A 12261-nucleotide genomic window follows, 5' to 3' on the forward strand; every position below is an offset into this window, starting at 1 on the left:
TATAATTTCTTTTAAAACTTAAGTTAAAAACCATACTTATAAATGCATGTATCTTATTTTAAGAAAAATATATTTGTAAATTAATTAAAAATCATCAACATAAGCTATAAAAACATTACTACTTCCTCTACCATAATTTGTTCTTCATTAGTTGGTAAGGCACAAACTTTAACTTTACTATCGTGTGTACTTATTACACATTCAGCTTTTTGATTTTTTACATCATCTATCTTAATACCAAGCCATGCCAACTTTTTGGTAATCATCTCACGTATTACAGCAGAATTCTCTCCAATGCCGGCAGTAAAAATTAAACAATCCAGCCCTTCAAGTGCTACTGTTAATTTACCTATCTCAAGTTGAACACGATGCACAAATAAATCTACAGCAAATTTAGCATCAGTTGAACTGCTAGCTAGCAAGGTTCGCATATCAGAACTTTCACCTGATATACCAAGTAACCCCGACTTCTTATATAATAATTCAGTTATTTCTGCTGTAGTCATTTTTTCATGATCAATAAGATATAGAACTACTCCAGGATCAAGGTTGCCGGTTCTAGTACCCATCATAACGCCGTCAAGTACGCTAAAACCCATAGAACTTGTTACACTGATACCATTTTTAAGAGCACATAAGCTACTGCCACTACCTAAATGTGCTATAATGGTACGAGCAGGTAAATCTTCGCTAGTCATTAGCTTAAAATAATTACTAATATATTTATACGATAATCCATGAAATCCATAACGAATAATACCTCTATCATAATATTTTTTTGGCAAACCAAAAGCTTTTACAATAGGCGTATTGGTAGAATGAAATGACGTATCAAAACATGCTATATGAGAAACGCTTTTATATTTATAAAAAAATAAATCCAATACCTGTAAATTATAAGGCTGATGCAATGGACTGAAAGGTATTAAAGACCTTAAATCTTCACTAATTTTCTCAGTAACAAGAATTGATTTGTTAAAAATTTTTCCGCCATGAACAATACGATGACCGGTAGCGATTAAATTCAAATCTTGCTGTTTTTCCCACCAATCCTCAAAAAGATTGATCATTATTTTAATAGGGTCATCGTTAATTTCAGTAGTAGATTCATAATTCTTATTTATATGAAATAATATTTTATTATTTTGCATTTCTAAAAAAATATTATAAATTTTATTCTTAATTTCTTTATTCCAAATTTCAAAAATAGAAATTTTTAAACTAGACGAACCAGCATTAGCTATTAAAATAACATCTTTCATATTATTCACCTGCTTGCATATGTAATTTTGCTTTAGTGTGATTATAAATAAATGAAGCAAGTACACAGGCAATAACACGCATATCCATAGGATCAGCTCTACTTGTGAGAATAATCGGCACACGCGCTCCAAGTACGATTCCTGCCATAACAGCTTGCCCTAGATATTTTAGCTGCTTTGCAAGCATGTTACCTGATTCAAGATCGGGAACCACCAATATATCGGCATTTCCTGAAACTGAAGAGCTAATACCTTTAGCTTTTGCAGCAAATAAAGATATAGCATTATCAAATGCAAGAGGACCATCAACTATAGCATTCATAATCTGCCCTCGATCCGCCATTTTCGATAAAGCTGCTGCATCAAGAGTTGTAGGTATCGCAGAAGTCACTGTCTCAACAGCCGATAAGACCGCAACTCTAACTTGCTTATCATCTTTTATCATATGCATTAAATCAATGGCATTTTGTACTATATCACGTTTTTCCTCTAAAGTAGGACGAATATTAATAGCAGCATCAGTAATGATAAAAGGTTTAGGAAAAGTAGCAACTGCCATGAGAAAAGCATGACTAATTCGACGCCCGGTACGCAGCCCGTTCTCTTTATGAACTACTTCAGACATCAATTCATCAGTATGTAGTGATCCCTTCATAATAGCTGCAACCTCTCTTTTCTTTGCAAGCTCTACCGCTTTTTTTGCTGCATCATGGCTATGCTCAACATTAATAACTTGATAATCTGCTAAATCTACATTATTTACTTTTGCTACCACTTTGATTTTATGCTGTGGTCCAATAAGAATTGGTTTTATTACATTAAATTGTGCTGCTCTAACTGCACCAAGTAATGATTCCTTATTAATAGGATGAACTACTGCAGTTTTAACAGGCTTAAAGCCATCAGCTCTAAGTAATAGATTGATAAAATGCTGTGCTGCTTTATCAAAGTCAGGATCATTATTTTCTTTTGGTGGAGTATAAGTTGTACCTAGTTTCTTAGCTAGGATTGCATCTAAAAAAGTCTCATTTATTATGTGTTGTTTCTTCATAAAAACTCTTAAATAATTAATAACTAATTAAATTAATACATAATCTAATCAATATAAGAAAAATTGAAGGATATTTTGAATGATGAATTTATAAGTGCTATTACCGCAATAGTATATTTATTTACCAATTTCATTCTTGCAACTAAAGCTAATTCTTAAAAAATCTCTCTAATTTTTAGGTAAAGACTTACCTATTTGTACTACTTATCTCTTTGATTGTTAAGTTTTTTAGGTAGATTGTGCATAATTCACACCATTAACATATATGTTTTGCCTACATAGCTCTTATTTATTCTCTAAATCTATAGGAGCTATTGCATAACTCTTGAAACAAAATGTATTTGATGTAATCCTCACTAATCATTGTTGCATAGATCAGTTTTAATGACTTTGCAAGAAAAATCATGAAGTAATTTACAAAAAAACTCAGTAAAAAATTCTTATTTATAGAACTTTTTTATTTTTGCTAGATTACTACACTCCTTATTAGTTGTTCACAATGACTATTGGAACAGCAACAGTAAGCACTCGCAAAAGTAGGAATCTATTTTTAACTAGTAAAAATTTAGATTTGTAAAATGTAAAAGTCTAATTTAGATATTAGATTCCCACAAAAGCTGAAATAACATTATATATTTAAAAAACCATATGATTAACGTTTAGTATATATTATAGTTAGTCTCAAAATAAATAAAGATTTTTGTCTTATATTTATTACTTCATTGACCTTAAATGATCTTCTAATTTTCTTAATTTTCTACCTTCATTTACTACCGGTTTTTTATATGCTTGCATTTTAGCATTTTCTCTATATTTATTAATCTGATCAATCTGGTTATTTACTACATTGGTAATAACTTGTTTTCTATCTTCTATTTTATTCAGTACTTCTGCGCTATATTCATAATTTTTAACATCAGCGTTAAAATTATTAATACCCTCAGTAATCTTCATTTCTACATTTGATGCTGGTTCAGTCTCTTTAACTCTTTGTGCTATCAATGCTGGTATCTCTTCAAGTTTTATATCATCTTTTTTAAAGTAAGTTTTAAGATTATTATAAGTTTTCTCTAAATTTTCTTGGGCTTTTTCATGCATAATATTGTAATGTTCTTGTCTACGACCATACCAATCCTCATTTATAAGTTCTTCATGCTTTCTATGAGCATTATCTATCATATTACGCATCTGAGCATCAGTAGCTTTTTCACGCATAAATCTGTCACCCATGATCACTGGATCATGTCCATCAGATAATTTACTATATATATCATGAATAAGTTTTCTTCTCGCTAATTCTTGATAATATTCCACATCACTTTGTCTACCTGAGCGCTCTAACCTTGCTAAATATTCTGGCGATAATACATCTACTTGCATAGCAAGCGTTTCCTTATTAATCTGCATTTTAAGCTCTTCAAATTCACGTTTTCTTTCTTGATCTTTTAAGTTTTCACTATAAGTTTTAAGCTGTGGATCATTATAGTTGAAATCATGCCACTCAGCACTAGTGAGATTACCTTCATAAGCATCACGTAAATCTTTACCTACTATTGCAGTCAGAGCTTCTCTTTTTATTCCTGTATAACCAGCATATATTTTCTCGCCTATACTTATACGTTTTTGCTCTTTGAGTTCTCTTTTCGCTTTAACACGGTTTTCCATTTCTTGCCAGCTTCTGACTATTCCTATATTCTTACCAAATAATCCGATCCCTCGCTCTGACACATCCTGATGAGCATTAGCATAAGCAATTTGATAATCTCTAGTAAAGCTTGCATCGCTAGCAAGTTCACGTAAATTAGTAGCTTTCAGTAATCCATCAAGTTCAACTTTTTGTTCTTTACTTAATGTACTATAATCTTTCACTCCATATTTATTTTCAGCTATTTTATCTCGAAGCTGAGTAAATTGCATTTGTGATAACTCTTTTGCTTTTAAGTCAGTACCTTTAGGTAAACTATCTAACAACCTTGAGATACCACTCTCATAATCTGCAATAGCATTTTTCTTTACATCTTTATGATCTATACCATATATTCTCTTAACTTCATCTTGCACAGCTTTATTAGCAGAAGAGCTAAGAGCTTTATCTTGAAGCCTTCTCATCATCATACCTTCAAATGTCTTAGCAAAAAACATACTACTTCCTTCTCGCATTACATTTAAAGGTTTACTTACCGCTTTAGATGCATAATTTATCGGTTTATTGATTATTTTTGCAATAGGTGCATAAGATTGTTGATTCACTGCTTGTATCGCTGTTAAATTACCTGAAGTGCCTGAAATAAACTGCGCCGTTGATATAGCAGTGTCATTAAATTTACTTAGTAAATAAATGGATACAAAAATCAATAATATTCCATCAAGCTGAACAAATCTTCCGTTTATAAAATTACTAATTCTTTTTGCATCTTTCACTAAATCTAAAAATGGTAATTCAATATAACGCTCATCCATACACTCATATGCGGCACAATGAGTACCATCATCCTTTATATGATCTTTAGGAACTAATATATTTGCTTTATGAAAATTATTCATACCACCTTTCATTGGTACAGGAAACCACCAATAAAATATAGAATTTCCAAGACTAGGATCTAAATCTTCAAGAAAATTACCAAATATTTGATTTATAGGTCCTAAATTAGGAAAATCATGCTTACATACTGCAAAGCCGAGCGTTGAATATATTTCGCTTCTAATGATCATCGAAATAAAAGCAATACCAACAAATAAAATTATAGGCTGCAATGCATATGATATTAATTGCCTTAACCAATTCTCAAATAACGAACGTGTAATATTAAACAACATGAAACAAATAAATATTGGTCCCATAGTTATAATCATACCAATAGTTATAAGAGCAGTTAAATAGATAATAGTAGCTTTAAATATAAGTAAGAAAATAAAATACAGAGCTATTAAATATAGTATGATATATATAAAACCAAGCCAATCAACAAATAGTAAAGAAAATAATTTAGATAATGTTTGAGGAGAAATAAGTAAACCAAGCAAACTTTGAGAGCCAGGACCGGTAGCTGAAGCTTCATTAATTATTTGTAGTATTTGCTGAACACCATCAATAAAGAACACAAATAAATAATCATGGAAAAATGTCCAAGCTTTATCCGTACTTAATAATATTGAGACTATACTAACTTTTAATATTCTAACTATAAGTTCAACATGTGTAAGATTTATATTCCCTATTAAAAATGAAAAACCAGTAAACATTATATAAAGAGTTAAAATAGCAGAGACACTTAACCTATAACCTGGGGTATCGATTATTTGTTGATAAGTTTGTCTTATAATCCCCGGTTCTTGGTCACTAGTACCGAATAATACTTTTTTTATCAAATCAGTTAAAAATTGTAATGGGTCTGGCCTAGTATCACTAACTCCAGATTTTATCACTAATCTATATTGTCCACTATTATCATCATAAAATTTATCCAAAATCTTAAAATATAGAAGAGATTGTGCATAACTTGCAGGATCTGCATCGTCATCGTCATATTGATAATTTATACCACCTGCCTGCAAGAATTGTCCAGTACTACTAACACTATAAAATGTATAACTATTATTTGGTGTAGGTTCTCCTAAATGCTTCGTTATGCCTTGTGGTTTACGCTGTGAATCTGGCGAAATATTCGGGTCGGTATTTTTAGCAGCAATAAGAAAATAAAGCCCTACACCATTTGTCATTATACATGGGGCATTATAAATAGGTGCATCATTTGGAATATGAGTTTGGCACATATTATTGTCAATAAACTGACATGGTTGTAGTTTAACACAAAAATTAGCTAAAGTTGTTGTATTATTTTTTTGACCATACCATGGGCACCACGCAGATAACTGCCCTGAGGTATTTTTATCGCCAAGTATATAACTCCATGGTCTTACCATAACAGTTAGAGGATAACCATTCACTTTATAACCGCTATCACGCCATGGTGCCACCTGATCTCCTTCTTGTCTTGAAGTGACTTCATCTGAATTATATCTAGAAGAAATATTAAACTTTATAAAACCAAAATCATCCGGATCAATACAGGTATCACCAGTACAACCGGAAAGCAATAATAGCGATATTAATAATGTAATAAAAATATTTATGTTCATTTATTTTTTAAATAAAAATTTATGATTATTTATCTTTTCAGGATGTTACCCCTCCCTGTGCAAGCGAGCCATTTATTGAATAGCTCTTTAATATCAATCCTGCAAAATAAGAATCCAGTAAAAACTATATAAAAAAAACAAAGTTCCTATATGAATATTTCATCAAATTTATAATTTTTGTATAATATTAAACTTTTTTACTTTAGATTTCCACTTTCATAGAAATGACATTAAAATTACTTTTTCTCTCATTCTTCTTTCTTTACATCATTACGCTCAGCTAAGAATTTATTTGTATACTTATTATCTACTTTACTGCCATCTTGAGTAGACCGGGCTCTATAATTTTGATCAATTATTTTATCTTTAAAAATTCTTGCCGGAGCCATTGCAGTATTTTTAATTGGTTGTGTGATTGAACTTATATCATGCATAATAGACAGTGTAGGATTAGAAGGCGCTTGATAATTCCCTTCTATTCGTGCTGGTGTAACATTTGTAAGCATTCCTACAACTATAGTTACAAAACTTACTAAACCATACGACATCAAACAATATGAATAAAATAATAAAGCTGTAGTAAATAATACTAAGAAAGTATTCGTATTATTTGTTAAAATATTAGAGCTACTAATTTCTGGAACATCAGGTATAAAGAAAGGTATTCCTGGTAAGAATGGTAATGTAAAAGAGAAATTTACCGGAATACCAAGATTTGTTAAATCAAGCCCCATTTTGATCGGTATAAGTGTATCCCAACAGGCTCTAACTATTACTTTTAAAAGTTGTTCCGATAAAACTTGATCTATTAATAAAAAGAAAATCAATAATATTGTCGGCTGCACTACATAACTAAACAATATTGATACCCAGTTGTCAAATAGGCTCTTAGTTTTTTCAAATAACATTAATATTATAAAAAACGGCGCTAACGAAATCATAACAGTTAGCCCTATAAATGCAATAATATATCCTATTATAACTTCTAAAATTGCTCTAAAATAAGTAATAAGAGAGTAAATAGCTATAATAGCAATAAACGCTAAACCATTATGTATTTGTAGTAGCTCAATAAACAGTAATCCCCAAATCCGACCATTAGTGTATTTATCAAATATAGGATCAATAAAACCAAAAATATTAGATCTAGAGCTTGTAGCACCAACTACGTTAGTTACAAAGAAATCAATACCGTTAGTAAATGCACTAAAGAAGTATGTATTAAAGAAATTCCAGCTTTCTGGTCTAAGTAAAAAAGATACTATAACTATTTTAAATATACGTGTTACTACTTCTATGGCAGTCAATTTTAACGCCCCCATAATAAACATTAGCCCGAATATACTAACATATAGTGTTAATGCAGCTTTAGCTATATTCTGTAATGCAGAATTTTTGACTAACTTAACATAAAAATTTTGACTAAAAGTTCTAAATTGATCAGTAATAGGTTTAATAGCACCATTATATACTATATCTGAAAACCAAGTCGTACCAGTATAATTAGCATAATTTACACTAACTACTCCTTGTATATTACTATTAGGATTTACCACTCTTAACCACAAATATCCACCTTGCGGTGCATCAGCTGCAAAATTATAATCTACTATTGTACCACGAGCAGATGAACTAGGCAACGTAGCATCTGGTGTGATTAAATATTCTAAATTTATATTTTGTTGATCACCTGGGCTAATAGAGTTTAGCCCATTACCTATTTCAACAATCATTGCATAGCGACCAAAATATAAAAAATTAGCTGACCAATCATTACTACTAATGTAATTTGCAAAATTACTATAATCTGAAAAATTTTTCCTCCAATCACTCATTAAAACTGAATTACTGAACATTCCAGTAGATTGCCAATCGCTAGTAAAATCTATGGTACCACTGCCAGTTGCTTGATAATATATAAAACTGTTTTGAATACTGCCTAATTTTATAAAACTCTGATCACGTCCCTTAATAACCTGCCCACCTACTTTAATGATCATTCCTCTACCTTGATCATAATAACAAGCAGGACTAGTATTTAAATTAGAATTAGCAGGACAAGAATTAATTAAGCTCATAAAATGCTGCAGTACACCTGTTATCATAGGTTTACCAACTAATGCCCAATTATCAGTATTTTTATATTTTGTAGCAGTACCATTACCACTACATACACTCACTCTTGAAGGATCAATAATATCACATATCTGCTGTGCAGATGAGTAAATTATCCTATTATCAAAGCTACCGAGATTACTTTGAGTATAAAGAGCAGAAGCAGCAAATATGGAACTATCAAGCTCTTGCGTTAAAATATTATCTACAGTATTAGGAAAAATTGAAGTATTAGGACTAAAAAAATTATCTTTATTAACTAAGCTAATATTTACTACATCTCCAGCATTAACTTGAATTCTTGGATTACCATTAGAATGGCTAAAATAGCTAACGTAATCAGACATTTTATCAAATGAAAGTGCATCAAGATCTTTATAAGGCAGTATCACACCATTATTTGCTGTACTAAAACTTGGGAACCCTAAAACTTCAAATTGTGATTTAGCATAATTATAAGCTTTAATAAACACTTGTGGAGTATTAAATCTTGGATCGATCCTATACAATACTAGATACCTTCTAGGTTCAGGAGTAATACCTAAAGTAGACCAGTTTATTTTTAACAATTTACCTTTCTCAACAGTATTACCTGTTGAGTGCCATGTCCCTGCAGTAGATAAATCAATACCGAGTTTACCCTCTTGAAAACTTGTGAATTCAGGCACTTCTAAACAACCAAATAAGCTTTTTAACCCTCCAAGATCAGTTGACATCCATGAGTAAGCATTATCACCTTTGGTCGGTGAAGCCATAAACAAAATTAATAAAACTAAACTCTTAAGAATTTTCATCATATTATATTATTTTGCTGTTTTAGGTTCAGGCGATTCTACGTTTTTCTTCTCAAGTTTTCCTTTGAGCATATTCTTCCTATTTTTTTCAGCTTGATCTAATGTTTTATTGCGTTGTTTTAGTCGTTCTTTTGCTCTGCTAGCAATACCTTGTCTTGTATTAGAATCCATTCCTATTTTGCGTAGTACTTTATTTTCTGTAGTATTATACATAGCAGCACCCATACTAGTAGCTGAAGGTCCTGCAGCATTCGTTAATTTTTGTACCATACGTCCTGAAAATTCAACATAACCATACATACCATAAGCAATAATAACTAAAGCTACGATATTTTGCATATTCACTCCCATCATACCTGACATATAATCCATACCCCAAGGGGCAAACCAATTAATACAAAAAATTGGTACATTAAGTAATGCAACCGGTAAAATAGTGCCGATAAACGGAATTTTTATTGGCAAAGCGCATTTCCAACAAACACTATAGCCTAAAACAAAATCCAGATAGATAGTAAATAATTGAGTCAGTACTATAATACCTGCCATCATAACTACCGGTTCTATCATATATCTAATCGTAAAACTCACCCAATTATCAAATAAATACCTAGTAAAATTAAATAATAAGAAGCTAATAAATAAAGGTGCTATACCAATTAATATACAAGTTGCCATAAATGCCATGATATAAACTGCAACTGCCCTAAGGGCTGTAATAATTACTATCATTAGTGCAATAAATGTGATGATAAAATATATGATACCGCTAAGTCCAAGAGAAAGCAGTGCAAGTAATTGAGCAATAAATGTTTGGCTAAAAAATATTTTACTCATTACTGCATCTAAAAACATAAAAGGATTAGAAATATTATTAGTAGAAGTAAATAAACTATATCCACTCATATTAGAAATAATTGCATCTGAAAAACCAACAATTGCATCGAAAAGATAGTTATTAAAAAACTCAAAAGTACTACCGTTTATAAGTCCACCAACAACTCCGATTTTTGCTATTCTAATTACTAACTCTTTTTGATTTATCTTAGTAAATCCTAGTAAAAACATTGCTCCATAAGTCATAACGTAAAGAATTAAAAGCGCTTTAATGTAGTTAAAAAAGTTAGTACAAGATGAATTATCACTAGCTTTATAGCATACCATATTCTCAAAAATAGACTGAGCAGCTCCTTGAACTTTCATTTTGAATAACTCAAGCAATGGATTCATTACTTGAATTGTAAAGCTTCCTACCTGTAGCGATGTTGAAAAATGTACTTTATAGCTACCTTCACTATCTTTATAATCGTTTTGGTCGTTTAGAATTCTCATCCATATATAACCTTTACCACTCACATTAATTTTAGCTTTACCATCACTACTATTGACATTAACACTAGTAGGTGAATAGGTTTTACCACTAGTGTTTGGATTTTCTAAACTAGGTACAATTATATATTGTACTCGCCCACGATCACTGAAAATATCATTAAAACTATTACCGTTCTCTCTATAACACTTAGTTTGTTTGATATTTACAACATACCCACCAGTATTCTTACTAGCATCTTGTGTAGTTGGACACCAAAGCCTATATTGTAGGAAGCTTTTTTCAATATTACTATTAAAAGGTATATTATATATTACTTTATATTGATTACCATATTCATGAGGTTGATCGCTGCTAGCAACAAATTTAGCAAATGTAGGATTAGACGGTAATACTTGACTTACAGAACCTGTATCATTTATCTGATATATTAATCCTGTTGGTCCATTGCCACCATTACCGTCTGCCGTATACCAAAACCTTCGATTTTTTTGGAAATCTCCACTATTACATATTCCTGAAGTACAATTTGTACCACCTATATAATCTTTATCTTTAGGACTACGATCATTTACACTATCAGGGCATTGGCCATTTGGAAGAATATTGGCGTTATTAGAACATTGAATATCAAGATAATCAATAAACAAATGACTAGTATTATTCGCCCAACTAAATGTAAAAGTACCATCATTTTTATAAGCTTCTGGCATTGTACCATATTGATTTACCCATGCTGAGCATGAATCACATCTATATTCTCCACAACATACTTCTCCTAAAAAACATGGACAACCAAGAGCACATCCGTTTAAAAAAGCCTTATTACAGTAATGAGCTGCATTACATCTCCAATAATTTTGCTTTAGTTGACAAGCATTAACATACTGACCAGAATAAATAGAATACTTTCCACAAATTGGATTATAGGTAGTTTTATTTTCTGAACAATCAGCTGTAACCATAGCACCTTTAAAGGCATCTCTAATTGCCGCTTCTGTACCTGTAAAATTAGGGGACACAGAAACTAAAATTCTATCATTAGCATATAATTCAGTAATATTACGCCATTCATTATTTTTTGCATCTATTATTAGTGAAAGTGGTGGACTATCTACATCAGTAATACGCGGAATAGGAATCATTTTATTGTTATCGTCTAAATTAGATTTACCAGGTCTTATGCTTTCAGTAAATTGCAAATTATCTTTTGGTACATAAGCTAAACATAAACTAATTTGACCAACTATTTGTACATTCAATGATTGCTCATCTTCCACTAGAATTTTAGTATTCAACCATTCACCGTAATGAGTGGGATCAGGAATAAGCTGCATTGTACCATCTGATAATATCTTAGAAGTGCTTACATAATTAGCGTTAGCATTAAGAGTTACAGTACTAGTTACAGAATCCATACTGCTTTTATTGTCTGTGTTATATCTCATATAACAACCGTTACCGATGCTTACTGCTCCTATCATACCGAGTGCTGCAAAAATAAAGCAAATTAATGTTGCTATTATAGCGAGTACTCCTAAAACTTTTAATAAGTTACCCTGCATG

The 12261-nt window shown here is 31.1% G+C and carries 5 protein-coding genes; all 5 read right to left on the reverse strand.

What is annotated here, in order from left to right:
• Nucleotides 1-104: 104 nt before the first annotated feature.
• Nucleotides 105-1262 (reverse strand): acetate/propionate family kinase, encoded by a 1158-nt coding sequence (locus AC27F4_RS01980; protein WP_487061567.1) that lies wholly within the window; start codon nt 1260-1262, stop codon nt 105-107.
• Nucleotide 1263: 1 nt separating this feature from the next.
• Nucleotides 1264-2313 carry a phosphate acetyltransferase gene (locus tag AC27F4_RS01985; RefSeq protein WP_487061569.1) on the reverse strand — a complete coding sequence of 350 codons (1050 nt, stop codon included), beginning with the start codon at nt 2311-2313 and terminating at the stop codon, nt 1264-1266.
• Nucleotides 2314-3027: 714 nt separating this feature from the next.
• Nucleotides 3028-6456, reverse strand: a complete 3429-nt coding sequence (locus AC27F4_RS01990) for a TrbL/VirB6 family protein (protein ID WP_487061571.1) — start codon at nt 6454-6456, stop codon at nt 3028-3030.
• A 248-nt stretch (nt 6457-6704) separates the two neighbouring features.
• Entirely contained in the window at nt 6705-9365 is a 2661-nt protein-coding gene (locus AC27F4_RS01995) for a TrbL/VirB6 family protein (RefSeq protein ID WP_487061690.1), read from the reverse strand.
• A 9-nt stretch (nt 9366-9374) separates the two neighbouring features.
• Complete coding sequence (locus tag AC27F4_RS02000) at nt 9375-12260, reverse strand: TrbL/VirB6 family protein (RefSeq protein WP_487061573.1); 2886 nt, start codon at nt 12258-12260, stop codon at nt 9375-9377.
• Nucleotide 12261 lies beyond the last annotated feature (1 nt).

It is taken from the genome of Candidatus Rickettsia mendelii, assembly GCF_057543435.1.